Source organism: Flavobacterium sp. 270 (assembly GCF_004368785.1).
Taxonomy (GTDB): Bacteria; Bacteroidota; Bacteroidia; order Flavobacteriales; family Flavobacteriaceae; genus Flavobacterium.
Map to the genome: position 1 here is coordinate 507,695 of NZ_SODM01000004.1, position 25,897 is coordinate 533,591.

The 25,897-nt window shown below is 34.1% G+C and carries 23 protein-coding genes, 1 tRNA gene and 1 pseudogene; 7 read left to right on the forward strand and 18 right to left on the reverse strand.

The window, feature by feature from the left end; translation table 11 throughout:
• Positions 1-6: 6 nt before the first annotated feature.
• Positions 7-528 carry a DUF5004 domain-containing protein gene (locus tag EV144_RS16735; protein ID WP_134150316.1) on the reverse strand — a complete coding sequence of 174 codons (522 nt, stop codon included), beginning with the start codon at positions 526-528 and terminating at the stop codon, positions 7-9.
• Positions 529-1,008: 480 nt separating this feature from the next.
• Between EV144_RS16735 and EV144_RS16740 the strand changes: the two genes are divergently transcribed.
• A complete protein-coding gene (locus EV144_RS16740) occupies positions 1,009-2,607 on the forward strand; it encodes a DUF6377 domain-containing protein (protein ID WP_134150317.1) in 1,599 nt (532 codons plus the stop codon).
• 103 nt (positions 2,608-2,710) lie between these two features.
• Here the strand turns inward: EV144_RS16740 and EV144_RS16745 are convergent, their stop codons facing one another.
• The 11 genes from EV144_RS16745 to EV144_RS24210 all read right to left on the reverse strand — a co-directional run bounded on the left by EV144_RS16745 (position 2,711) and on the right by EV144_RS24210 (position 12,912).
• Entirely contained in the window at positions 2,711-3,934 is a 1,224-nt protein-coding gene (locus tag EV144_RS16745) for a sterol desaturase family protein (protein WP_134150318.1), read from the reverse strand.
• 145 nt (positions 3,935-4,079) lie between these two features.
• On the reverse strand, positions 4,080-5,366 hold the full coding sequence (locus tag EV144_RS16750; RefSeq protein ID WP_243854693.1) for a Glu/Leu/Phe/Val family dehydrogenase: 1,287 nt from the start codon (positions 5,364-5,366) through the stop codon (positions 4,080-4,082).
• Positions 5,367-5,809: 443 nt separating this feature from the next.
• A complete protein-coding gene (locus tag EV144_RS16755) occupies positions 5,810-6,661 on the reverse strand; it encodes an EamA family transporter (protein ID WP_134150319.1) in 852 nt (283 codons plus the stop codon).
• Positions 6,662-6,698: 37 nt separating this feature from the next.
• Complete coding sequence (locus tag EV144_RS16760; RefSeq protein ID WP_134150320.1) at positions 6,699-8,012, reverse strand: serine hydrolase domain-containing protein; 1,314 nt, start codon at positions 8,010-8,012, stop codon at positions 6,699-6,701.
• Positions 8,013-8,015: 3 nt separating this feature from the next.
• On the reverse strand, positions 8,016-8,453 hold the full coding sequence (locus EV144_RS16765) for a MarR family winged helix-turn-helix transcriptional regulator (protein ID WP_134150321.1): 438 nt from the start codon (positions 8,451-8,453) through the stop codon (positions 8,016-8,018).
• Between the two features lie 131 nt (positions 8,454-8,584).
• Positions 8,585-10,048 carry an AAA family ATPase gene (locus tag EV144_RS16770; protein WP_134150322.1) on the reverse strand — a complete coding sequence of 488 codons (1,464 nt, stop codon included), beginning with the start codon at positions 10,046-10,048 and terminating at the stop codon, positions 8,585-8,587.
• A 278-nt stretch (positions 10,049-10,326) separates the two neighbouring features.
• Complete coding sequence (locus EV144_RS16775) at positions 10,327-11,445, reverse strand: vWA domain-containing protein (RefSeq protein ID WP_134150323.1); 1,119 nt, start codon at positions 11,443-11,445, stop codon at positions 10,327-10,329.
• Positions 11,446-11,551: 106 nt separating this feature from the next.
• Positions 11,552-11,950: a YchJ family protein gene (locus tag EV144_RS16780; RefSeq protein WP_243854694.1), complete on the reverse strand. Its 399-nt coding sequence runs from the start codon at positions 11,948-11,950 to the stop codon at positions 11,552-11,554.
• Positions 11,922-12,149 carry a hypothetical protein gene (locus EV144_RS16785; protein WP_055091558.1) on the reverse strand — a complete coding sequence of 76 codons (228 nt, stop codon included), beginning with the start codon at positions 12,147-12,149 and terminating at the stop codon, positions 11,922-11,924. The genes EV144_RS16780 and EV144_RS16785 overlap by 29 nt, the downstream gene beginning before the upstream one ends.
• A 77-nt stretch (positions 12,150-12,226) precedes the next feature.
• Positions 12,227-12,370: a hypothetical protein gene (locus EV144_RS24205; protein WP_166670591.1), complete on the reverse strand. Its 144-nt coding sequence runs from the start codon at positions 12,368-12,370 to the stop codon at positions 12,227-12,229.
• Entirely contained in the window at positions 12,370-12,912 is a 543-nt protein-coding gene (locus EV144_RS24210; protein ID WP_166670592.1) for a hypothetical protein, read from the reverse strand. The genes EV144_RS24205 and EV144_RS24210 overlap by 1 nt, the downstream gene beginning before the upstream one ends.
• 86 nt (positions 12,913-12,998) lie before the next feature.
• Between EV144_RS24210 and EV144_RS16795 the strand changes: the two genes are divergently transcribed.
• The 5 genes and pseudogenes from EV144_RS16795 to EV144_RS16815 all read left to right on the forward strand — a co-directional run bounded on the left by EV144_RS16795 (position 12,999) and on the right by EV144_RS16815 (position 15,751).
• Entirely contained in the window at positions 12,999-13,247 is a 249-nt protein-coding gene (locus EV144_RS16795) for a hypothetical protein (RefSeq protein WP_134150324.1), read from the forward strand.
• A gap of 375 nt (positions 13,248-13,622) precedes the next feature.
• Positions 13,623-14,063, forward strand: a complete 441-nt coding sequence (locus EV144_RS16800; protein WP_134150325.1) for a KTSC domain-containing protein — start codon at positions 13,623-13,625, stop codon at positions 14,061-14,063.
• Between the two features lie 259 nt (positions 14,064-14,322).
• The gene (locus tag EV144_RS16805; protein WP_134150326.1) at positions 14,323-15,084 is read left to right on the forward strand and encodes a DUF4369 domain-containing protein; all 762 of its coding nucleotides are present in this window, start codon (positions 14,323-14,325) and stop codon (positions 15,082-15,084) included.
• A gap of 18 nt (positions 15,085-15,102) precedes the next feature.
• A pseudogene (locus EV144_RS16810) lies at positions 15,103-15,489 on the forward strand (peroxiredoxin family protein); the annotation flags it as partial.
• A gap of 181 nt (positions 15,490-15,670) precedes the next feature.
• Positions 15,671-15,751, forward strand: a tRNA-Tyr gene (locus tag EV144_RS16815).
• Between the two features lie 471 nt (positions 15,752-16,222).
• Here the strand turns inward: EV144_RS16815 and EV144_RS16820 are convergent.
• Positions 16,223-17,197 carry an alpha/beta fold hydrolase gene (locus tag EV144_RS16820; protein ID WP_166670593.1) on the reverse strand — a complete coding sequence of 325 codons (975 nt, stop codon included), beginning with the start codon at positions 17,195-17,197 and terminating at the stop codon, positions 16,223-16,225.
• An 84-nt stretch (positions 17,198-17,281) separates the two neighbouring features.
• Between EV144_RS16820 and EV144_RS16825 the strand changes: the two genes are divergently transcribed.
• Positions 17,282-18,163 carry a LysR family transcriptional regulator gene (locus EV144_RS16825; RefSeq protein ID WP_134150327.1) on the forward strand — a complete coding sequence of 294 codons (882 nt, stop codon included), beginning with the start codon at positions 17,282-17,284 and terminating at the stop codon, positions 18,161-18,163.
• Positions 18,164-18,474: 311 nt separating this feature from the next.
• Here EV144_RS16825 and EV144_RS16830 read toward each other — a convergent pair whose 3' ends face one another.
• From EV144_RS16830 to EV144_RS16850, 5 genes are all read right to left on the reverse strand, one after another.
• Positions 18,475-19,026 (reverse strand): NAD(P)H-dependent oxidoreductase, encoded by a 552-nt coding sequence (locus EV144_RS16830; RefSeq protein WP_134150328.1) that lies wholly within the window; start codon positions 19,024-19,026, stop codon positions 18,475-18,477.
• A gap of 369 nt (positions 19,027-19,395) precedes the next feature.
• Entirely contained in the window at positions 19,396-20,802 is a 1,407-nt protein-coding gene (locus tag EV144_RS16835; RefSeq protein WP_134150329.1) for a TolC family protein, read from the reverse strand.
• A gap of 28 nt (positions 20,803-20,830) precedes the next feature.
• Positions 20,831-23,977 carry an efflux RND transporter permease subunit gene (locus EV144_RS16840; protein WP_134150330.1) on the reverse strand — a complete coding sequence of 1,049 codons (3,147 nt, stop codon included), beginning with the start codon at positions 23,975-23,977 and terminating at the stop codon, positions 20,831-20,833.
• Positions 23,978-23,988: 11 nt separating this feature from the next.
• Positions 23,989-25,191 carry an efflux RND transporter periplasmic adaptor subunit gene (locus EV144_RS16845; RefSeq protein WP_134150331.1) on the reverse strand — a complete coding sequence of 401 codons (1,203 nt, stop codon included), beginning with the start codon at positions 25,189-25,191 and terminating at the stop codon, positions 23,989-23,991.
• A gap of 74 nt (positions 25,192-25,265) precedes the next feature.
• Positions 25,266-25,871, reverse strand: coding sequence for a TetR/AcrR family transcriptional regulator (locus EV144_RS16850; RefSeq protein WP_134150332.1), 606 nt, complete (start codon positions 25,869-25,871; stop codon positions 25,266-25,268).
• Between the last annotated feature and the right edge of the window lie 26 nt (positions 25,872-25,897).

Genomic DNA, 25,897 nt, shown 5'->3' on the forward strand with positions numbered 1-25,897 from the left:
TACTTTTTAATTAATAGCATTTAATTTGAATACGTAAGACACAAACGGAACTCCGCCCGAAGAACGCACTAACTGAAGCTGCATTTCATCGTTTTTACCCGGAACCGAAATAACCTGAAGTTCGTCTGTTTTTTGAGTTTTTTGAGCGTCGCTGTACAAATAGATTTTTACTGCACTTGCGTTTGTAGGCTGAAAGTCTGAGCTTAATGCCCAATACCCTTTTGGAGCAAATAACGGAGGTACATTTCCAGTTACCTCATAACTTGTCGGACTATTTTTTTCGTCTACGCTGAAGTTGATTTTAAAATCCTCGTAATTAAAATAGGTACTCAAGTTCTCTTCGTTTGGTTCGACTTTATTTGCTTTCGCAGCTTCATCAACCATTTTCAGATTTGTTAATCCCCAATTTCCGTTTACTTTCTCATAAATGGTAATCGGATCAACGTGGCTTCCGTCGTCAGTATTGTCACAGCCAATGGCCGATAAACTCATAACAACAGCCAACCAATAAATACTTTTACATTTCATAAATTTGTGGTTTGATTGTTAGTTTTTTTATCCCATAAAGGACAAAGCGAAACTATAAGTTAAATAAATCTTAAAAAAAATATCTGAGAAAAATCAAGATAAAAATCAAGCTTTTAAAAACTTAAAAACCTAATAATCAATATTTTAAAGAATTTGAAAAAATGTAAAAATCAAGACTTTGTTTAGATAAAATATGACATATATTTAATGGTATTTATGACAATATCTAAATTAAAGCCTATATTTTTTTCACTATGCATATATATAATTGCTTTTTATTGTATAATTGCAAATTATTAAACTACATTTAACATTTAGAAACGCTTTTACACTGCAAAACCCTTTTCTAAGTGATGTTTTAAAAATAAATTTCCAAATTCTAAAAATTCGTAATTTCACTTACTCCAATATATTTTTATTTAAGAACGTATTAACTCAACTATATCTAAAACCATTTTTTACCTAAACCAAAACAAAATCATGCAAAGAATATTGATGCTGCTTTTCTTGATTTCAGGTTTTTCTCTCGCTGCGAAAGAGACCAATCCTGTTCTTGAAGAATTAGATCAGGTACTTCTGAAAAAAGAAATATACCTGAAACAGAAATATCGAAAAATTGAAGCGCTTAAAAAAAATGTTTCCAAATTTACCCTGAGTCAAAACAACGAAGAACTCTATAATTGTTATATGAATTTGTTTGATGAATACAAATCATTCAAATACGATTCTGCTTATTATTATCTGGAAGAAGCCAAAGTGAAAGCCAAAATCCTAAAAGACCCAAAATATCTGGCTAAAAGCCGAATCAAAGAAGGTTTTGTTTTGCTTTCGTCAGGATTATTTAAAGAAGCTATTGATACTTTGAATGTTGTAGATGATCAAAAACTGGATATTAAAAACAAATTTGAATATTATAATATCAAAGCCCGTGCGTATTATGATCTGGCTGATTATAACCGCGATCAGCGTTTTAATATTCATTATGTACAACAGGGAAATCATTTTCTAAAAAAAGCTTTAGAATTAATCGGAACAAATACTAATGAATATTGGGCGGCAGAAAGTCTTAAAAGATTGAAACAGCAAGACTGGCGCGGTGCCGAATTTGCGTTTAGTTATTGGATTAACAATTATAATTTACCCCCAGATTATTACGGAATTGCAACTTCTAGTCTTGGCTATATTTATTCGGAACGCGGTTACACCAAAAAAGCGGTTGAATATCTCGCTCTCGCCGCTATTGCCGATGTTAAAAATGCGACTAAAGAAACGGTTGCGCTTCGAAATTTAGCCAATGAACTTTTTAAATTGGGTTATTTAGATAAAGCAAACGAATACATCAATATCGCAATGGATGATGCGACTTTTTACAATGCCAGACATCGCAAAATTGAAATTTCGTCGATATTACCCATTATCGAAAAAGCACAGCTAAATAATGTAAAAGAGAAAAATGATAAACTGGAAAGAATTATTATTCTGCTTACAATTCTGACTTTGATTATTGTTTTGTTTTCGATTATTATTTTTAAACAACTGAAAGAAAGAAACAAAGCGCGAAAAATAATGGCTTCGTCTTATAGTCAATTGCAGGAAATGAATATTAGCCTGAGCGAGGCAAATGCTATTAAAGAGGAATATATTACGTATTTTATCAAAGCAACTTCGGCTTTCATCAATAAAATAGATCATATTCAAAAAAGTACGCTTCATAAAATCATCACCAAAAAAACAGATGAAGTTATTGCGAGTTTAAAACGCTATAATGTGAAGGAAGAACGCGAAAATCTATTTCACCAATTTGATGAAATCTTCCTGAAATTGTTCCCGACTTTTGTAACGGATTTTAATCATTTATTTCCAAACGATCATAAATGCATTGTCAAAAAAGGTGAACTTTTAAATACGGAACTCCGCATTTTTGCTTTGTACCGATTAGGAATTCAGGACAGCAGCCAAATGGCAGAATTTCTGGAACTTTCTGTGGCTACAATTTATACGTATAAAACCAGAATTAAGAGCAAGTCTGATTTTAAAGATACTTTTGAGGAGAAGATTATGGCGATTAAGACGATTTGATTTTTTATTTCACGCAGATTTTAAAAGATTGAAGCTGATTAACGCTGATTATAATAAAAATCCATTTCATCTGCTTAAATCTTTTAAAATCTGCGTGAAACAATTATTCAGAAGTTTCCAACTGCAAAACTACATTTTGATATCTTTTACTAAGTGAAAACAATTGCTCCGCAAAAATCATAACCGCAATTGGTACAAACAAAAATATAATCAAGTCTTCTTCATAAAGAAAATAAGTTGTGATTATAAAAATGCGGGCGTATTCCAGATAATAAATCCATTTGCGTTGTTCTAATAAAGCACCGCAATTAATTAGAGTTATCAATATAAAAGCAAGCATAAAAACCTTATCGTACAGTTCTAAATAATCAAAATAATAAGTAAAAACAGTTAAGAATAAAACGCAGATTCCCAACTGAATATAAAGGTAATTTTTAAACCGAAGCCTTTGATTCGGACAGGCTTTATCCTGTAGAAAACGTTTTTCTAAAATCGGACGAATATCCTGATCCATGTGTGCGGGACTTCCGAAAACGGCTTTCCATTTTTCTTTAAAACCATTTGAACGTTTCATTAATTCGTAAATTTCGAAGTAATAATGAAAATGCTGCCAAAGAAAACTATAGCTTTTCAGCGGATGCGTTAATCCATATTTTGGTTTTTCTTCTTCGGTTTGGAAAGTGTCAAAAAGCCGATCCCAAAACGTAAACATATCTCCGTAATTTTTGTCGAGATATTTTTCGTCAGAAGCGTGATGAATGCCGTGAACAGAAGGTGTTACGAAAACATATTCCAGCCATTTTATTTTACCGATGAGCTGTGTATGGGTAAAAAAAGAATAAGCGCCGTGCACAATCAGCATGGTAATTACCATTGTAGGATGAAAACCTATAAACGGCAGCACACACCAAAATCCGGTACGCACAATTGCCTGAAAAGTAGTAATTCGCGCTGCTGCGGTAAAATTAAATTCTTCGCTGTGATGATGCACAATATGCGCTGCCCAGAAAAAATTGACTTCGTGTCCTAAACGATGGTACCAATACCAGACAAAATCGGTTGCGAGAATTAATGCAAACCAAATAAAAGCATTTTTCGGAATGTCAAAAATTCGGTAATCATCATAAATCAAATAATACAACTGATAAAAACTTGCTGCAATAAAGAGGTTAATTAACCGCTCGGCAATCCCGATACTGATATTGGAAACGGAACTTTCGTAGTTAAAAATCTCTGGCTTTTTTCTTCGCTGCGCGATTTTATATTCAATAAATAAAAAGAGAAAAAATGCCGGCATTGCAAAGGCAAGAAAATTTATATTTTTCATCTTTAAAAAATTACTTTTTCATTCTTAAAAAATTCAACAATAACTCGTTTTAACTGAAATCAAAAAGACGTTTTCATTAATTAATAAAGTATTTAAACGATATTAATCAATGAAAACAATCTCTCTAACTAACTAAAACCAATTTTTAATTTTGTTTAAACTTTGGCGCATCAACCGCCACTTCTTTTACAGATTGTGTTTCTGCTACTTTTTTCAAAGCAATAATATAAGCAGCAATGCGCGGCGTTACGTTATGTTTTACTGCAACTCTAAAAACAGTATCAAAACCTTTTTCTAAAATATCCTCCAAACGGGTATTGATCTGGTGGATTCTCCAGGACTCCAAAAGGGAATTTTGAAGCCATTCAAAATAAGAAACGGTAACGCCTCCGGCATTGGCTAAAATATCAGGAACAACTAATATATTTTTTTCGTGAAGAATGGTATCGGCATCAGAAGAAACCGGGCCGTTTGCGCCTTCTACAATAATTTTAGCGCGGATATCGCCTGCATTTTGTTTCGTAATAACGTCTTCTTTTGCCGCAGGAATCAATACATCAACTTCTAAAAGCAATAAATCTTCGTGTTTTATGGCAACTGAATTCGGATATCCTTTTATCGATTTATTATTCAAATTATAATACAAAATTAATTCTGGAATATTCAATCCATCCGGATTATAAAATGCTTCTGAAACATCACTTACCGCTACAATTTTTAATCCTTTTTCATATAAAAACAAAGCCGAATGCAAACCAACATTTCCAAATCCTTGAATCGCTGCGGTAGATCTTGCCGGTCTCAATTTTAGTTTTTGAAGCGCCAAAAGACTAATAATACTTACGCCTCTTCCTGTTGCTTCTACTCTGCCCAAAGAACCTCCAGAATGCAAATGTTTTCCGGTTACAACGCCGTGAATGGGTTTTCCGTGTACCAAAGAAAATTCATCCATCAGCCAGCCCATTTCGTCCGGACCTGTTCCCATGTCTGGTGCCGGAACGTCTTTTTCTGGTCCAAAAATATCGGATAATGCTTTGGTGTAAGCTCTGGTTATTTTTTCTAATTCTGTTTTAGAATGTTTTCTCGGATCGCAAATAATTCCGCCTTTTGCGCCTCCAAACGGAATTCCTGTTACGGCAGATTTCCAGGTCATCCATGCTGCCAAAGCTTTTACTTCGTCTAAGTTTACGGCGGTATCGTAACGAATTCCACCTTTTGACGGGCCTAAAGCTGTATTGTGAATAACACGATAACCTTCAAAATTCTCAACATTTCCGTTGTCTAACGTAATGGAGAAATTAACAACAATTTGTTTTTCGGGTCTTTGCAGTTTCTGTCTGATAGACTCATCAAGTTTAAGAATATCTGCTGCTATATTAAAACGATCAATCATGGATTGAAAGGGGTTCTGTTTAATTATTTCTGCACTCATATTATATGTTTTTAGTTTTGGGTTTATTTTTAATTTACATCGCCGCTGCGAAATTTACCTTGATCATTTTTCCATGCATACAACATGGAATTTTAATAAGACAACATCGCATATTGCTGTTTGTAATTCGGTTAGGTCTCATATTTCGATTTTTTAGGGTTTAAAAAAAAAGCCTTTCATGGTGCAATGAAAGGCTAAAAAAAAAATAACTAACAAGTACTTTCTCTATTAACGCCATTTCAAAACGTGATTCATCATGCAGCACATCGCAAGGCTGCAAGTAAAAAACGTCATCATATTTCGGCTATAGTCTTTCATTGTTATTGCAAACGTACAAATAATATTTATAAATTCTATAGAATTAGTAGAGTTAATTTTTACGATATTTAAATCTTAACACAAAACGAACTGTAAACTAAGGTTTTAGATAGTTAAAAAAAATACTACAATTGCGAATAAACGATAAAAACGATAGCAATTAAAGCTAAAAGTAGTCCTGAAAAATTCATTTTGGATAATTTTTCTTTAAAGAAAAACAGTCCAACAAGACTTCCGAGAATAATAACTCCCATGTTCATTCCCGCAAAAACGGTTGAAGGATTTTCTGCGAATGCTTTGTGGGCTTTTAAATAAAACAGAATGTTTCCGAAATTAAAGATTCCGACTAAACCTCCGAAAAGAATATTTTTAGATTCGAATTTTACTTTTTTAAAGGCGGTTTCGTAAATCACAATTAGTATTGCGAAGAATAAAGAAATCGCAAATACCACAAATAAAGAAGTGGTATAAGGAAGTGTTGTAAAAAGGGCAATTTGTTTGAAAAGAATATCGATTAATCCGAAACCTACTAAAACTACCGCAGGATAAATCCATTTATTCTGCGTGTTTTCAGATGGTTTACTTAAGATCAATAAAAGTGCAAAAAAGCCAATTATGAGTCCGATTACTTTATAAGTATTGAATTCTTCTTTAAAAATAAACCAAGCTGCCAAAATCGGAATGAATAATGACAAACGCTGTGCAGCATCTGTTTTTACAATTCCCATATTTTTAATTGAAGCTGCTAAAAAGAGAAAAACAACAGGAAGTAAAATCCCGACAGCAAAATAAATATTCCACGGGGAAGCTGCGTTTACTTCGCTTAAATCCGGACTGAATGTCAAGAAACAAAGCAACAACGCAAATATATAATTGAAGGCAACAATTTGACTTGGATTGGCATTGTAACGACGGGTTATTTTGAAAATTACACCCACAATTACACTGCAAAATATACTGAGAACAAGAAATAACATAGCATTAAATTTGATTGCAAAAATAAGGTTTATTGCGTTATTTCGTTTTATTTTTGGTTTCTTTTACTCCTGCTTTTGTAATTATTATTTGAATTGTTTTTCCTTTTTTATTTTGAATAAATTCAACTGTTCTGCCATTATCATCAGAACGGAAAAATTTAGTTTTAGATTCTGGAAATAATTCTATATCAAAATCTTTATAATAAAGTTTGTTGTCTTTTTTTAAAATTTGAATGCTTTCATATTCGCCAATATATTGATCATAAACAACAGTATCTATTTTTATTTGATGATGCTGGTAGGGAATTTCGACTTCTTTACCAAAACAAATTCCTGCAAGACCGTATGCAATAAAGTGAGACGGCGATTGATTGTTTGACAAAACAGTTATAAAAATATCATCTTTTGTAAATTTATTAAAAGAAGTTACTGTTCCATAAAAACCGCCATCGTGTGCAATTAGCTCATGACCATGATTGTAGAACGGATTGATCATAAATCCTAACCCAAAATTTTCTTTATTATAAGAAGTAAACATTTTCTTTTTTGAAGTTTCAGACAATATAATATTGCTATCAAAAAGCGCTTTATTCCATAAATACAAATCTTCAACTGTAGAATAAATACCATCATGACCAATATTAAAATTCCAGTTGATATAAGGATTTTTAATTAGTTTGTGGTCTTTAAAATAATACGTTTTAGCCAATTTCTGAACGATAGAATCATTTGAAGAAATTCCTGTGTTTTTCATTCCAGCTTTATCAAAAATGTTCTTTTTCAGATAAATAGCATAAGATTCATTTGATAATTTTTCTATTATTCGGGCCAACAAATAATAACCAATATTGCTATAAGCCGTGTTTGTTCCTGGCTCAAACAAAAAAGGTTTTTGTTTGATGTAGTTATAAACACTGTTTTCGTCCAGCGTTGTTTTTGATCTGTACAATTCATCATAATCCATATCTAAGCCAGAATTGTGAGTTAACAACATTCTGAGCGTAATTTTTTCTCCATTGGGGAAATCAGGAAAATAATGGGAGAGCTTATCGTCAAGCGAAAGTTTTTTATTTTCTTCTAATTGTAAAATGGCTGTCGCAGTAAATTGTTTCGTAACAGAGGCCAAACTAAATTTAGTGTCTATTGTATTTTTTACCTGCCATTCGTAATCGGCCAGGCCATAGTTTTTTTTAAGTAGTACAGAATCTTTTTTCGTTATTAATACTGTGCCTCCAAAATTGTTAATTGTCGCTTCAGCATTCATATAATTCTCTAATTTTTCAATCAGTTCTTTTTGTGCAAAACTTATAGAAGTGATAAATAAAAGCAGCAAACTTAATCTTTGTTTCATGATTTATTTTTTACAATTTGTAATTATTTTGTTGAGCATTTTATCAAGCAATTGCAACTCTTCTAATGAAAAACCGTCTAATGCCGTTTCTCTGTTTATTTGAACAATTGGCTGTATTATTTGAATCGTTTCTTTACCTTTTTCAGTCAATTCAATATTAAATTTTCTTCTGTCTTCCTGATGAATGGTCCTGATTAAATAATCTTTCTTTACCATCAATTCGATCATTCTTGTAATCGAGGCATTATCTTTAAAAATTAAGCTTGCCAATTCGTTTTGAGAAATTTTTGAATCATCATTTAGTATCATTAATATCAAACACTGATCTACAGTAATATCTTTTACAGCCTTAGAAATGTTCTTTTGTGCAATTTTTCGATATTCTTTAATAGTATGTTCAATCGAATAAAGGACTGTTCCTGTTGGGTTTTTAAGTTTCATTCCATTTTTATTTGATACAAATATAATTGATATATCAAATAAAATGATAGAAAAATAAATTTTAACATTTAAAAACAAAAAATCCGATAGACGTAAACGCTTATCGGATTTTTTAAAACTGTATTTTAAAACTAGAATTTACTTATATAACTTCCGTAAATATCTCTAAACTGACTGCCTTGTGCAAATCGGTCTTTGCTTAGTTTTTTGTATTCTACTAACGCCCAAAGCACGAATTCTTTCATAAAGTAAACATCTTCTTTGGCTAAATTAGGCTGGTATTTCTTAAGTAAATCATGCAACGGACTAACTTCGTCTAATATTTCTTTGTATTCTTTATCCGAAGCATCGTCTAATAATTCAAAACCACTTTCTGCGAAAAACCAATCTACAATATCAGAGTATGGCGTTTTTTCGTCTGGTTTTTCCAGTTTTTCTATTTTAGGAAAATGCGTTGCAAATAACGTTTTTATGGCAGACCCAATTAAACTTTGCGCAACAGCATCGGCTCCCTCCTGCTCTCCTTCGTAAACCAATTCTACTTTTCCGGTAATTGCGGGAATAATTCCAATGAAATCTGATAAGCGCAAAACGGTTTTATCTGTTCCAGAAATCAACGCGCGACGTTCTGCTGTACTTATTAAGTTCTCAAAAGCAGTAATACTCATTCTCGCACTTACACCACTTTTATTGTCGATGTATTCGCTTTCACGCGCTTCAAAGCTTATTTGCTCTAAAATATCTCTTGCCAATTCCGGTACATAAACCAATCCGCTTTGATTTTCATCAAGTTTAGCTTCTTGTTCTGTAATAGTTCTTGCAATTGCAATTGTTTCCGGATAATGCGTTAGAATCTGAGAACCAATTCTGTCTTTTAATGGTGTAACAATACTTCCTCTATTGGTATAATCTTCCGGATTTGCTGTAAAAATAAACTGCATATCCAATGGCATTCTTAATTTAAATCCACGAATCTGGATATCGCCTTCTTGCAAAATATTAAACAATGCTACCTGAATTCTGGCTTGTAAATCGGGTAATTCGTTTATAACGAAAATACAACGGTTTGCTCTCGGGATCATTCCGAAATGAATTACGCGGTCGTCTGCGTATGATAATTTTAAATTCGCTGCTTTTATCGGGTCAACATCACCAATTAAATCGGCTACAGTTACATCTGGAGTTGCCAGTTTTTCGAAGAAACGATCGCTTCTGTGCAACCATGAAATTGGAGTTTGATATCCCATTTCTGCAATTAAATCTTTTGCAAAGCGCGAAATCGGATTAAACGGATCGTCATTGATTTCTGAACCTGTTACAAACGGAATATATTCGTCAAGTAATTCGACCATTTTACGTGCCAAGCGTGTTTTTGCTTGTCCGCGAAGTCCCAATAAGTTGATGTTATGACGAGATAAAATCGCTCTTTCTAATTCCGGAATTACAGTATTTTCAAATCCGTGAACGCCTTCAAAAACAGGTTTTCCCGTTTTGATTTTCTCACGAAGATTTTCGCGTAATTCGTCTTTGATAGATTTGGTTTTATATCCAGCGGCTTCTAATTCGCCTAATGTTTTTATATTTTTTATTTCCATTTTATTGATTTAAAAAATTGAAGAATAAATACTTCTAACTTCTTTTTGTATTTTTTTATTGTGTTTTTTGTTTGTTCTCGCAGATTTATATATCGTTAGTTAGACGCATTGCAGTGTGTCTCTACAGAAATCTTTGTCATTTTTATTTTCTCACGCAGATCTTGCAGATTTAGCGGATTTATTTGCCGTGTTAGACATACTGTCGTACGTATTTACAGAGCCTTTGCTGCTTTTTCTAAAAAACCTTAGTTACTTAGAACCTTAGCAACTTAGAACCTTTATTTAATCCTTTTCTTCCTATTCGTTTCATAATCCTCAAAAATCATTTCGCCTAAGCCTTTAAGCCCAGTGTAAAACGCTTTTCCTTGATTGGCTTCTGTAAAATGATTCACAAAACGCTGTAAATACGGATCGTTTGCAATCATAAATGTCGTAATCGGAATATGGAGTTTTCTGGCTTGTTGTGCCTGCGTATAACATTTATCTACGATATATTCGTCGAGGCCGTTACTGTTCATATAATAAGAACCGTCGCGTTCGCGCACGCAGCTTGGTTTTCCATCGGTAATCATAAAAATCTGCTTGTTGGTATTTCGTTTTCTACGCAAAATATCCATTGCCAATTGTAAACCGGCAACAGTATTTGTGTGATACGGACCAACTTGCAAATACGGTAAATCTTTTATTGGGATTGTCCAAGCATCGTTTCCAAAAACCAAAATATCAAGTGTATCTTTTGGGTAGCGCGTTGTGATTAATTCCGCTAAAGCCATTGCCACTTTTTTGGCTGGCGTGATTCTGTCTTCTCCATACAAAATCATACTGTGGCTGATGTCGATCATCAAAACCGTACTCATTTGTGCTTTGTACTGCGTTTCTTCAACAACCAAATCATTTTCGGTAAGCATAAAACTTTCAACGCCGTTGTTGATTTGAGCATTTCGTAAACTTTCTGTCAGGGAAATTCTTTCTAAACCGTCTCCAAAATTAAATTCGCGGAATTCGCCCGTATGTTCGTCACCATTTCCGGCATGTTTAGTTTTATGATTTCCATTTCCGGAACGTTTTAAATTTCCGAAAATCTGATCCAAAGCCTGCTGTCGAATCGCACGTTCTGTTTTAGCTGTGATTGCAAAACCAGAAGTTCCATCGTCTTTCGCTTCGTCTTTTATGTAACCTTTCTTTTTTAAATCTTCGATAAAATCATCGATTGTGTAGTTCTCGTCGGTCAGTTTATATTCTTTGTCCAACTCCCGAAGCCAGTCTATAGCTTCATCAAAATCGCCCGAAGTATGGGTGATCAGCTCTTTGAAAATGCCAAAAAGTTTTTCAAACGGAGACTGAAACGGAGCTTCGTATGTCTTAAAATAAAAACCTTTTTTTAGTTCGTTTTTCATAATCCTAAAATTACACTATTTTAGAATTATGAAAAAAGAAACGTTTATTAATTTTTAGTTAAAATTATGAAGTAAAATCTAAGGTTAACACTGTTAAATATAACAATTATTCAAACTTTCCATCAACATAAAACCATGCATTATTTTCAAATTTAAAAGTTGAAAATTCGTAATGCGTTTGTGATTTATTATTGGCATCCAAAAAATAAGCTTTAAATTCTACTGTTGTTTCAGTCGAACTTAAAATCTCTAGTTTTTGCCATTTATTAGCGGTTGCCCATTTTAAAATTTCTGCTTTTGAGTAATATTTTCTTTCGGAAATATAAGTTGTTTCCATCAAATAATCGGCATTATGTGCAGCATACGCCGAATATCTAGAACGCATTAAGGCCAAAGCAGAAGGTGCTTTTTGATTATTTTGAAGATACAATCCGCAGCAATTTTCAAACCATAAACCGGTATCGCAAAAGCATTTTTTACTCTCCATCAACCTGCTCTTCTCCATTGATTTTTACATGAAGCTGATTCAACAAAACCTGATAACGGCTGATTTCTCTTAAATCTTCGTCTTCTTCTGCATGATCCAGCATTTCATCTAAAGTTTCGTTTACTTCAAGTAATTTATTGTTGGCTTCTCTATCGTTTTTAGCAGCAATTAAATCGATAATTTCCTGCACGCTTACTTTTAAATCTTCGAATTTCATATTTTGTTTTTTTGTTTCAGGTTTCAAGTTTCAGGTTTCAAGTTCGCGAAAACGTGAAACTTGAAACCTGAAACTTTTTATTGTTCTTTACTCTCGTTGTATTTTTTAATTATTTCTTTTAATTGCTCTTTACGTGTAATTTCTGCCTGTTTTACCTTGTTTTGGGCTTTGTGCAATTTGTCATTGTGCTTTTTGATATTCCTTTCGTTGTTGCGTCCCATTATATTTCTCTTTTAATTTCTTCTAAAGTTTTCTCGGTGTAAATTAATTCCGTTATGATCTGTTTTCTTAAGTCATCAATATCTTCATAATCAAAATATTTTGCCCAAGAAGTTAATTGCTGCAGATTTCTAATTTGTTTGATGCGTTTTGTAGTTTCAAAACTAGTCCTCAAAACTGCTTTTTTATCATATAAAGGATTATTTCTATGCTGATAATTTACAGTGTTTTTATCGTAATCAGCTTCAATATAATATAGCTTTTCTTCTGCATTATCAGGATGAAATTCGCTCCATGCCGCAAAACCTATTTTTGTTTTCGATTCTGTTTCTGGTTCACGCGCTATAAGACGCCATTTACTGTTTGCGAATCTTCCCCAATGATTCGAAACGCGATACATTCCGGCTTCTGTATAATAATACGTACTTCCGGCTTTACTTTCAAACTGTTTCTTTAAACCTTCAATTTCATTTGGCAGCACTTCATTAAATATACAAAATGTATTTTTGAATGAATTAGGGTGTGGCTTAAAATTTTTCTGCATGTGCAAATATACTGAGATTGTCCCGAACTCCCTAAACAAACAATATATTGCGTAACTTTGCCATATTAATATTAAAAATAAAAGACATGTCTAAAGGTTCACACGAAAAAATGCTGCAAAAAGGAGTTTATACCGGCATTATAGAAAAAGATGAAAACAACAATTATTTTTGTGGCGAATATCTTTTAGATTACAAATTAGCCAGCTCAAACTTTGCTGTAGGTGATTGGATTACTATTAAATCAATAATTGAAAACCCAAGCGATATCAGCTACGATAAATATCCAAAAAAATCTAAAAACTTCGATAAGGCAAATTATAAGCCGGAACAATAGTTTTTTGTTTATTTTATTTATTTTGTTTCAGGTTTAAAGTTTCAAGTTTAGATCCGCAACAAATATTTAAACGCAAAGAACGCAATGTTTCTTTACTGGATTTATTGTATTAACTATATTTAAGTTCGCAAAGCTGGATCAATACAAAGCTTTGCGAACTTTGTACTTTATAAACTACACTTAAATAAAAACTTAGCGCGCTTTGCGTTTAACTAAACTTGAAACTTTAAACCTGAAACAAAAAACTAAAGAATTCAAATATTTTTTCCTTCAAAACTAAAAAGTTAAAAAAAAGTGTACCTTTGCAAAAAATTTGTCGATTTGAACTAATTAATATCGATTTCAAACTAATAGACAAGTAGTTACCTTTTATTTATGAAAAAAATAGTTGAATACCGCAAGTTACTAAACGTAGAAAAAACAGCAGAGCTAAAAGATTTAAAAACAATCTATCGTAATGCGATGAAAGAATCTCATCCTGATAAGTTTCAAGGTGATGATGCTGGTTTAAAAGCTGCAGAGGAAAAAAGTAAAGCTATCATTGAAGCTTACCACTTCTTGGTAAGTATTAATCCTGAGACGATTAAACTTAACTTACCAGAATATACTGAAACGATTTCGACTTGTACTATTACAGATTATAAATTTGTAGAAGGTCGTTTAATTATCGATTTTTCTAACGGAAGTGTTTACGAATACATCAGTGTTCCTAAAGCTACTTACGTGAAAATGGTAAATGCTGATTCTCCTGGAAGATTTGCAAAGAGACATATTTTGAACTCTTTTACTTGGAGAAAGAAAACAAATCAAGAATAGATTTATACCAAAATACAATTAAAAGCACTCTGACATCAGGGTGCTTTTTTTATGCTTAAATATCAGAAAATTGTATATTTAAAAATTAAATAACAATATAATTAAGAGTTTTAAATCAAATTAAGCAAACAAACAAGCTGTTTATAAGACATTTAGAGAGCAAAAAACTATAACAAAATTTTAGGTTACAAAATTCTATATGTTTTATATTTTTAGATACTTTTGTTGCACAAATCAATTAACTAATTAATTTTTTATAATGAAAAAAATACTTTTTTTATTTATTGCTTCTGCAGCGATAATTTCTTGCAGCAAAGTTAAAGACGGAGAATATCTTATTACAGGTACCGCAACAGGAGTTGAAAACGGAAAAACTATCATCTTACAAGGTCAAGATCCTGCTACAAGAATGACTGTTGCACTAGATACAGTGAAAGTTGAAAACGGAAAATTTGAAATAAAAGGAAAAGTAACAGAACCAGCTTTCCATACTTTAATCCTTCAAGGTGCAAACGCTCCATTAGCTTTTATCTTAGAAACTGGAGAAATTACTGTTGCAATTGATAAAGACAGCATCCACAAATCTAAAATTTCTGGTACTTATAATAATGACGAGTATGTAAAATTCAACGAAGATCTTACTAAAACTCAAAAAAGCTTAATCGATTTTCAGAAAAAAAATACTGAGAAAATGAAACAAGCTCAACAAGCTCAAGATACTGCAACTATCAATGGTTTGATGAAACAATACATGACTATTCAAACAGAAGTTCAAGAGAACTCTAAAAAGAAATATTTAGCTTATGCTGAAGGTCACCCAAAATCTTATATTTCTGTTTTGATCATCCAAAGTATGTTGAATGATCCAAGTGCAGATGCTAAAAAAGGAGAAGCTTTATACAACTCTTTAGACGAGTCTTTGAAAAACACAACTCCTGGAAAAGAAATCAAAACAAAATTAGGTCAAGCAAAAATGCCTGCAGTTGGTGCAACAGCTCCTCCAGTTGGCAGCGCTAAATGAAGAGCAGATTTTTCAGCTCCTAATCCAGAAGGAAAAGTAGTTTCACTTAAAGAAAGTTTAGGTAAAGTAACTATCGTTGACTTTTGGGCTTCATGGTGCGGACCATGCAGAAAAGAAAATCCTAATGTTGTAGCAATTTATAAAGAACTACATGCAAAAGGTTTAAATATTATTGGAGTTTCTTTAGATAAAGAAGCTGGTGCATGGAAAGAGGCTATCGCAAAAGATGGATTAACATGGACACACGTTTCAAACTTAAAATATTGGGACGAGCCAATTGCAAAACAATACGGTGTTGAATCTATTCCGGCAACTTTTATTCTTGATGCATCAGGAAAAGTAGTTGCTCAAGATTTAAGAGGACCAGAATTGAAAGCAAAAATCGTAGAATTATTAGCAAAATAATCCTACTTTTACAAATAAGATAAAAAATCTCCCTAGTGGAGATTTTTTTATTTTATTCAATTCCAATGAATTAAAAAATAACTTAAAAATAACTTTAAATTAAGTCTTATTTTTGTTTGGAAATCTAGAAAACGTTGCTATCTTTGCCACCGCTAAGAACAACAAGCGCTAGGCCAGAGACGGGGAGATACTCAAGCGGCCAACGAGGGCAGACTGTAAATCTGCTGTGAAAACTTCGCAGGTTCGAATCCTGCTCTCCCCACTTAAAAGTCCTAATTTATAATTAGGACTTTTTTTATGGGTAAATTTTAAAACCTGCAAATCTTAAGATTTGCAGGTTTTTTTTATTTTACTGCATTTTTCAATTCTTATAAAAGTACTTAAAGTTTCTATGGCAAAATCGTAACATATTGCTTTTGGAGTTGCCTTCAAATTTACCACAAACCCTAAGGCGGTTTTAAGAAAAGAGATTAACGGTTTTTTTGACGCTATAATTCTTAAGATAAAAACTAAATAGTCTCTAATTTATGCTTATGAAAAAAACAAGAAATCCTCCACCAATTAAATTGAACGAAGCGTTTCATTATATCTTAATCTTCTGAACCTATTTAATTCTGACAGTGAAGATTCAAACGTTTTGTAAATCGGAAGAAATAAAAAATGCAGGCTGTCGCCTGCATTTTTTATCTACCTTCATTTGAAGCCAATAACTTCCAATTTATATACATTTAATTTATTTGGGAAGATTTGCTAAAAATGCCAATATATCACTTCCAATTTCCTTTACATGAGTTTCCAGAGCAAAATGACCTGTATCATAAAATTTTACAGTTGCGTCAGGAATATCTTTTTTGTAAGCTTTAGCACCCGCTGGAAGGAAAAATGGATCTTTATTACCCCAAACCGCTAAAAGTTTTGGTTTGTATGTTCTAAAATATTCCTGAAATTTAGGATACAATGCTACATTTGATTTATAATCTCCTATAAGATCAAGCTGAATTTCAACAGACCCCGGACGATCAAGAAAATGCTGATCGAGCGTATAGGATTCCGGTGCAATTAAAGTCACATCTGAAACTCCTGTAAAATACTGAAATTTAGTCCCTTCAATAGTGTAAGTATCTCTAAGAGTATTTCTGTTAGCCTCTGTATTATCACGCCAGTATTTTTGGATCGGATCCCAGATTGTACTAAGTCCTTCTTCATAAGCATTTCCATTCTGAGAGATGATGCCTGTTATTTTTTCAGGGTTGGCAAGCGCCAGACGAAAACCTACCGGTGCACCGTAATCGAAAACATAAATCGAAAATCTCTTAAGTTGTATTTTGTCTATAAAAGACTGCATCGTTTTTGTCAGATTATCGAATGTGTAGGCATATTTAGTTCTGTCAGGAGCGTCGCTGAAACCAAAACCAGGCAGGTCAGGAGCAATTACGTGATACTTCTCACTAAGTATAGGTATCAAATTGCGAAACATGTGGGAAGATGTCGGGTATCCATGCAGTAATAAAATCACTGGTGCATCTTTTGGACCAGCCTCACGATAAAAAATAGTCTGTCCGTCAATATTGATCTGACGATTGTGAACTTCTGCAGCCGAAGTATTTACGGCTTTGTTTGTTTTTGCTTGTGCCATCATTGTTGAATTTACTAAAAAGAGAGCCATTATTGTAAAGGCTGCTACTTTCATTTTATTAATTTGATTCATAATTTATTTTTTATCAAAAGTAAGCCGTATATTTGATCACTCAAAACGATTTATAATGATTTAATAAATCATAAATAATGATACATGAATTTAAATGATCTAAAGTTATTCGAAGCGGCGGCACAGCACGGCAGTTTTACAAAAGCAGCAGAAATGATGTTTACGGTACAGTCTAACGTAACGGCACGCATAAAAAATCTCGAAGAAGAATTTGGAGCTGTTCTATTTACACGGTCCAATCGAAAAGTAGAACTGACACCTGCGGGAGAAATCCTGATGCTTTACACTAAGAAACTGAATCATCTTCTCGACGAAGCCAAACGCTCTATTGGTAAAAGCGATGTTGTAAAAGGACAAGTAAAAATAGGATCTCTTGAAACAATGATGACCATCAAAGGGCCTGAACTCATCAATTACCTTGCTTTGAAATTTCCGCATGTTGATTTACAGTTAAAATCTGACATGAGAGCTGATCTTATAAATGATGTAATGAATTATAAATTAGATGCAGCTTTTGTTCCAGCACCATTGGATATACCAGAACTGGAGCAGATTAAAATAAAAGACGAACAAATTGTTTTAGTCGTGCCTTCAAATTATAAAAATGCAAATGAGCTTTTGAAAAAGAGACCTTTAAAAGCTATTGTATTTGATCAGGGTTGTGTATTCAGAGCTAGATTAGATTCATGGCTAGTAAGCAAAGGAATTTCGCAATACCATAAAACGGTCATGAACTCAATTGAAGGAGTTGTAAATTTTATTGAATCTGGTATTGGATTCAGCGTTTTACCACTCGACATCGTTTCTAAATTTTATAGCAACAGAAACATTAAAACATTTCCCCTTCCGGCTGAACTTGGGCTTATGACCACAATATTAATTTATCGAAAAGACGTTCCGCCCTCGCCTGCTCTTGATGCCTTTATAAGTGTTTGTGAAAATAAATCAGATAATTTTACACAATAAAAAATGACTTTGGACTAGATGTCTTTTACGTCATAAAAAAATAAGGTCATTTTATTTTGATCTTCTAATCCAAATTTAAAAAAAACTGCCCTTCTCAATAATTAGTGAAGGGCAGTTTTTTTTACATTACATCAAAAGTCTTTTGGAGCATCACTATTAAATAATTGTTTAAAGTCATGTTCACTTTAGTAACATATAATGATTTTCAAATGATTGTTTATTTTTTTATTATTTTTAGTGCATGTCCCGGCCAAAAACTTTCCGCTAAGACCATCAATAAAAATTAAATTATTCCATTATGAAAGAGGATTTTATTGCTGTGTTACAGGATTAAAACGATCCAGAAAATCAAGATATAATGGCACGCTTCGTTCAACCCATTCTTCGGATGGCTCAAAGGTCATTCCGTAGTAGGCAAAAAGTGGCTGATAATCGGCTTTTACCCAATCAAATAATGCTTCATAAGGAGTGGTTAAATCTTTAAGATTAAATTTTAAGGGTGTTCCTCGTTGTAAATGCTCTTCTTTTAACCCTAATGTAATAGCCAATGCCACTTTCTTTGCTCTAAACGCAAAAATACTTTTACTTCCATAAGCCCAGCCGTGTGTAAGAACTTCGTCTAACCATTTTTTTAATAATGCAGGACCATAATACCAATAATATGGGAACTGAAAAATGATATGATCGTGTTCTTCTACCAGCTTTTGCTCTGCTAAAATATCAAACTTCTGATCAGGATACACTTTGTGCAATTGATGAATAGTAAACTTATCCGGAAATTTTTCTAATTCCTCAAGCCACTTTTTGTTTATCACTGAGTTATCAATATCAGGATGTGTAATGATGATTAATGTCTTTTTCATTTTTTTTAATTTTAATTAATTATTCTATATCTCTAAATTGGTTTTCAAAGAATACTGAGTACCTTTTTAACTATTGAATTCCAATTAAATACATCTATTTGTCTCAATTAAAGAACCTTGCTTGCAATAAGACAAAATTAGTTTCCTGTTTGGCTCGCCTAATTCTTAAAAAGTTCAAAAAATATCGGTTAAAGTTCAAAGTGAATCTTTGGAAATGATCACACAAAAAGAGCAGAAAAAAATAAACCATATAAGACTATCTAAATCATATCTGGTAAAACCAGCTGTCTATCCAGATAACCCTTATATGGTAAATAAAAGTTTTTAGCATTTAAAACATTTCGTTTTCGCTAAATTTAAAATCGTAAATTATTGCCAGCCGCCGCCCAGAGAGCGGTATAAACCGACTACAGCATTTAACTGTTCCGTTTTTATAGAAGCCAATTCCAGTTCACCCTGAAGCAGAGTACCCTGTGCTGTTATTACTTCCAGATAATTTGCCATACCGCTTTCGAACAACAAGCTTGCATTTTTTGAAGCTTCCTGAGTGGTTTGAACACGTTTTTCGGCTATCTGATACTGTTCTTTCAACTTTTCGATTTTGGTCAATTCATCTGATACTTCACCAACGGCTTTTAATACGGATTGACGAAACTCAATTACTGTTTTTTCACGGTCTATTTTAGCAATCTCAAAACTGCTTTTTAATTTTCCTCTTTGAAAAACAGGCTGTGTAATTCCTCCAGCAACCATACCAAATAAGGAAGCCGGAACATTGAACCAGTTACTGGTTTTGAAGGAGTTTATACCGCCGTTTGCTGTAATAACCAAAGACGGATATAAATTTGCTTTGGCTACTCCGACAGCTGCATTGGCTCCCTGAAGTGCTAATTCCGCATTTTTAATATCGGGTCTGTGTTGCAGCATCGCCGATGGAAAACCTGCATTCAGGTCTTCAGGAATCTGTACGTTTTCTAAACGAGCCTTTCTGTCAATCGCTTTTGGCGCAGTTCCAATCAAAACACTTAAAGCGTTCTCCTGTATAGCTATAAATTGTTCCAATCTCGGAATCAGTTTTGCGGCGTTTAACTGCTGTACTTCTTGTTGCTGTACAGCAAGGGAAGTTACCTGGCCGGCATCAAACTGCAATTTTATAATTCTTAATGTATGATCATTCAGCTGCAGATTCTTTTTAGCAATTTCTAGTTGTGAGTCCAACATCAGCAAATTGTAATATCCTTGTGAAATATCTGAAACCAAACGCGTCTGAACTGCTTTACGCGCTTCTTCGCTTTGCAGAAAAGCCGCTAAGGCACCCGCTTTTTGACTGCGAATTTTCCCCCAGATATCGGCTTCCCAGAAAACACCCAGATTCGCATTGTAATCTTCGATATGTGATTTTCCGGTAAACTGTTTAAGTGTCAATCCATTCAGACTGTTATCCGAAGGACAGCTTGAATTTGCTGCAACTTGTAGTCTGACTTCAGGCAGATTTCCAAGTTTTGATTGTTTGAACAGTATTTCAGCGGCATCTATGTTTTTCAGCGCAAGCTGTAAATCATAATTGGCAACCAAAGCAGAATCAATTAAACTTTGAAGTGTTGCATCTTTGATAAAATTTTTCAAAGGAATTGAACCTATACTTGAAGAATCTTTGGCCGCAAGATCCCGAAAGGTCTCAGGCGCAGCATCAGGCAGCGGCGTATCTTTCGAAACCGAACATCCCATCCATAATAAGGATAGCATTAAAATCGTGATAATATTAAATCGTTTCATAACTGTAGTTTTTAAATGACTGCTCTGATTAAAGAGCAGTCTCATTTGATTTTTTTGATACTTTTTCCTGTAAAAATCGGAAGACTACAAAAAGTACCGGAATAATAAGTAATCCTAAAACAACACCGGAGATCATTCCTCCTGCAGCACCAATACTAATGGAGTGGTTACCCTGCGCTGAAGGACCTGTCGCGCTCATCATTGGTATTAAACCAACCACAAAAGCAAGTGAAGTCATAATAATTGGACGTAATCTTAATTTTGCAGCTTCTATAGCAGCATCGACCAGTGATAATCCTGCATTTCTTCGCTGTACGGCAAATTCGACAATCAGAATCGCATTCTTGGCCAGCAGTCCAATAAGCATGACTAACGCTACCTGAACATAAATACTGTTTTCGATTCCTGTTAAACCAATAGCTACAAATACACCGAAAATACCGGTTGGAATAGACAACATTACAGCCAATGGAAGTATATAACTTTCATATTGTGCAGCAAGAAGGAAATAAACGAATACCATACAAAGAATAAAAATCAAAGTTGACTGGCTTCCAGATGCAATTTCCTCACGCGTTTGTCCTGAAAATTCAAAACTGTAACCTTCCGGCAAATGCTCTTTCGCTACTTCCTGAACAGCTTTAATAGCCGAACCTGAACTATAACCAGGTTTTGGAATCGCATTAACTGAAATGGAATTGAACATATTGTATCTAGAAACAGTTTCTGAACCATAAATTCTGCTCAATTTCACCAATGTATTAATAGGCACCATTTCACCATTTTTATTTTTTACAAATACTCTGTCAATAGACGAAGGATCAGAACGGTCAGCAATATCAGCCTGAACAACCACTCGGTAATATTTACCAAATCTGTTAAAATCTGATGCCTGTACACTTCCAAAATATGCCTGCATTGTGTCAAGAATATCTTTCACATTTACGCCTAACTGATTGGCTTTGTCATCATCAATATCCAGTTGAAGCTGCGGATAATCGGCATTGAAACTGGTAAAGGCTGCACCGATTTCAGGACGTTTGCTTAATGCTTCTACAAATTCTTTTGAAATAGCACTGAACTTATTCAATGTTCCTCCATTTTTATCCTGAAGGACAATGTCTAAAGCTTCCACATTACTGAATCCGGGAACGGTTGGAAAACTAAAAACAAAGAAATTACCCCCGCTGATTCCGCCTAATTTTTTTCTGGCCTGATCCATCACTTCATTTATATTTTTCACTTCTCCTCTTTCCTTATTAGGTTTTAAAAGAATGTAGATAATTCCTTTTGACGGACTCATGGAACTGGTCATGACATCAAATCCAGAAATCGCAGTCACAAAGCGTACAGCATCCATTCCTTTTACTGTGTTCTCAGCCTTGCTCATGATTTTTTGAGTACCGTCCAATGTTGTTCCCGAAGGCGTGTTTACAGCAATCGCAATAAATCCCTGATCTTCTGTTGGTATAAAACCTGACGGAGTTGTTTTTACCATAATTACTGTAGCAAACGCAACAAGTGCCAGACCACCCAAACTCCACCATTTGTTTTTAATCAGAAACTTTAATCCGCCTACATAACGGTTGGTTAGATTATTAAAACTATTATTAAACCCGATGAAGAATTTTTCTTTGAAGTTTTTTGGATGCGATGTTTCTTCTCCATGTTTATGGGTTTCTTTTAAGAATAACGCAGCCAAAGCAGGACTCAAAGTCAAAGCGTTAATTGCCGAAATTACAATTGCAATAGCCATCGTAAAGGCAAACTGACGGTAAAAAAGTCCTGTAGAACCTTCCATAGAACCCACCGGAAGAAATACTGCTGCCATCACTAAGGTAATAGAGATAATTGCTCCCGAGATTTCGTGCATCGCTTCATGGGTTGCCGCCGTCGGGCCTATATGTTTGTGTTCCATTTTGGCATGTACGGCCTCGACGACGACGATCGCATCATCTACGACAATACCAATAGCCAGAATCAATGCAAACAAGGTCAGTAAGTTAATCGAGAATCCAAAAAGATGCATAAAAAAGAACGTACCTAAAAGCGCAACCGGAACGGCAATCGCAGGAATCAAAGTTGACCTGAAATCCTGAAGGAATATGAACACCACAATAAAAACCAGAATAAAGGCTTCAATCAAAGTATGTTTTACCTGATCAATAGATTCATCTAAGGCTATTTTTGTACTGAAAAATATTTCATGTTTAATTCCTGCTGGAAAACTTTTTGAAGCTTTTTCCATTGCTTTTCTAACCGCAATCTGGGTTTCATTGGAATTGGCTCCCGATAATTGAAGAATTCCGATTACAACTCCTTTTTTCCCGCTCAAACGGGTTAAACTGTTGTAAGAAAAGGCTCCTAATTCTACTTTCGCCACGTCTTTTAGTCTAAGAAATGATCCATCTTCGTTAGCTCTGATTGGAATATTTTCATACTCTTCAGGTTTAGATAATTTTCCTTTGTATTTGATTACATATTCGAAAATCTCTTTACTGTTCTGTCCAAATTTACCAGGAGCAGCTTCTAAGTTTTTATCTTGAATAGCTTTCAAAACTTCGTTTGCCGTAATCTGATAATTACTCATTTTTGCCGGGTTCAGCCATACTCTCATCGAATAATCTTTATTTCCGCCGTACAAACTTGCCAAACCAACTCCCGGAATACGTTTAAGTTCCGGTATAATGTTGATTTCAGCGTAATTTCCAACAAAAGTCTGATCATATTTGGATTCATCATCGGTATACAAACCGATTCCCATCATAAAAGTAACATGCTGTTTTGAGGTCGTAATTCCTTGTTGCACTACCTCGGCGGGCAAACGGCTTAGTGCCTGAGAAACCCTGTTCTGAACGTTAATTGCTGCCTGATCCGGATCTGTACCCAATTTAAAATAAACTGCAATAGACAAGGTTCCGTCGTTACTGGCAGTAGAATTCATATACGTCATATCTTCTACTCCATTAATTGATTCTTCAAGAGATGGCGCTACTGAACGTAACACCGTTTCTGCATTCGCACCAGGATACAATGCGCTTACCATTACGGATGGCGGCGCAATATCCGGAAATTGTTGTACTGGCAGTTTTACTAAACTAATTGCACCTAATATTACCAATATGATGGAAATAACGGTTGCCAGTACGGGTCTTTGTATAAATATCTTGAACATAGCTGTAAAAATTAATTTTTGTTACTTAGCTCGACAGCTACTTTAGCTGCCTGTTTTTGAGGCTGGATCTGCTGTCCTTCCTGAAGTTTGTCAATACCGCTTAATACGATCTGATCTCCAGATTTCAAGCCATTTTTTACCAAATAGCTCGTACCGCTTTTCCCGATCACAGTAATTGGGATCTTATTTACTTTGTTGTTTTTATGTAATGCAAAAACGAAAACCTTATCCTGCATTTCTACTGTTGCCGATTGCGGAACCAACAGCACGTTGTCGTGTTTTAAACCTAAACGGATTTTTCCTGTATTTCCTGAACGCAGGTTTCCTCCGGTATTTTCAAAACTGGCTCTAAAAGTAATTGCGCCAGTATTTTTATCAAACTGACCATTTATCATATCAATTTTACCTTTTACAGGATAAATCGAATTATCAGCCAGAACCAACTCAACTTGCGGTAAGTTTTTAATTCTTTCTGCCGGTGTTTTTCCTTCGTAGCTGTTATTAAAGATGCTAAAGTCATTCTCCGCAAGGGCAAAATAAACATGTACTTTCTTAGTATCTGATAGCTGTGTTAAAGCTGTCGGATCTGATGGAGACACCAGGCTTCCCTGTTTTTTAGGAATCAAACCGATATAACCGCTTACCGTTGCTTTAACATTGGTGTAACCCAAATTAATCTGCGCTGATGCCACACTCGCTTTAGCTTGCTCCACATTTGCCACGGCAATTTTATAAGTGGCTTTAGCTGTTTTTAACTGATAATCTGAAACGACTTTATTCTGAACCAAAGGCGTTAATTTATCCACCTCTAATTGTGCATTCAAAACGGCTGCTTCTGAGGCATGAAGACTTGCTTTAGCATTATTGAGCGCTTCTTTAAAAGGCTGTGCGTTAATTTCAAAAAGTGTCTGTCCTGCAGTTACATAAGCCCCTTCTGAAATCAAAACTTTTTGAATGTAACCGCTGACCTGCGGACGTACTTCAATATCGACTACGCCCTGAATAGAAGCTGGATACTCTGAAAAAGTGGTTTCTGAACTTTCATTAATTATACTCACCGGCAAAACGGGCGGTGCTGTCACAGCCGCTTCATCTGCTGAGTTTTTACAGCTGGCAAAAATGGCAGCAGTAAGAGATAAAACAATCAGGTACTTAATCTGATTAGGCCATTTAATGGCTTTAAGTGCGATAAAAAAATTGTAGATAGTTTTCATAAAATTTAAATTATGTTAAAATGATTTTTGTTGATTAATAATCTAACGGCATTAGGTAATGAGATAAAAAAAAGTTAGCCGTTGATCGAGATTGTTATGCCTTTGATGGCATCTTTTAAAATATGCTGATTAAGAGCATCAGTTGTTCCTGAATTCAGATGAATGAGATTAATCGATACTAATCCATGAATGATGGACCAGTAGGTATTGTATTTTAAACAGATTTCTTCTTCGGTAGCCTGTCTTTTCTGAAAAAGTGATTTAATAACTTCTGCCAGTACATCATAAAGTGTATCCGTTTCAGAACTACAGCTTTTATCGGTACAGCGAACCATATCTACTCCATACATTAACCGATAAAGCTCTTTGTTGGTAAAGGCAAAATTCCAGTACGCTACCCACATCGCTTCCATTTTCTTTTCGGCTTTTTGGTGATTGTCACGAGCCTGAATAATGTCTTTTATAAGAATCAGAAAACCCTTTTTGGTGAGTTCCATTAGAATACCGTCCTTATTGGTAAAATATTCATAAATTATAGGAGCGGTATATTCAATCTGATCAGCAATTTTTCGCATGCTTAACGCCTGCCAGCCTTCTTCTTTTGCTGTGTTTAAAGCGGCATCCAAAATTTTTGTCCGGGTCTGATCTTTTATTCTCAAGATTCTTTCTTTACTTCCCATGATCAATATTTGTTATGTTATTAATT